The following is a 592-nucleotide window of genomic DNA, read 5'->3' as shown; positions in this document are numbered from 1 at the left end:
CCGCCAGTTCGGGAAGGCGTTCCACGTGACTTTACGGTGGAAATCCAGAAGATTGATACGAATCGGAGTGGAGAAGGCGATGGCCGAGCATTCGAAGATCGAGTGGACCGACCACACCTTCAATCCGTGGACCGGATGCACGAAGATCAGCCCGGGCTGCGACCATTGCTACGCCGAGGCATGGTCGAAACGCTCCGGGCTGGTGAAGTGGGGCAATCATCGCCGGAAACGGACGACGTCCGATTATTGGAAGGGCCCGCGAATCTGGAACGCGCGGGCGGACGTCTTCTTTGCCGAACATAGGCGCCGGCAACGCGTGTTCTGCGCGAGCCTGGCGGACGTGTTCGATAACAAAGTCACCGGCGCATGGCGGTCCGATCTGTTCACGTTGATCAAAGACTGCCCGCGGCTCGATTGGCTCCTGCTCACCAAGCGCCCCCAAAACATTGGCAAGATGCTTCCTCCCGATTGGCAGGATGGCTATCCGAACGTCTGGCTCGGCATCACGGCGGAGGACCAGGAGCGCTACGATCAGCGTTGGCCCGTCTTGGCAGCCGTGCCGGCTGTCGTTCGTTTCGTGTCCTACGAGCCT

At 60.6% G+C, this 592-nt stretch carries 1 protein-coding gene; it reads left to right on the top strand.

The window, feature by feature from the left end:
• Window positions 1-79: 79 nt before the first annotated feature.
• Window positions 80-592: DUF5131 family protein (locus tag ABTU92_RS30700; RefSeq protein WP_408095301.1), on the top strand; the 513-nt coding region annotated here is incomplete at its 3' end.

The sequence above is a fragment of the Rhodoplanes sp. SY1 genome (assembly GCF_046000175.1).
In the GTDB taxonomy this organism is placed as follows: domain Bacteria; phylum Pseudomonadota; class Alphaproteobacteria; order Rhizobiales; family Xanthobacteraceae; genus Rhodoplanes.
Note: the sequence above shows the minus strand (reverse complement) of the source record. Positions and strands in the feature narration are given on the sequence as shown.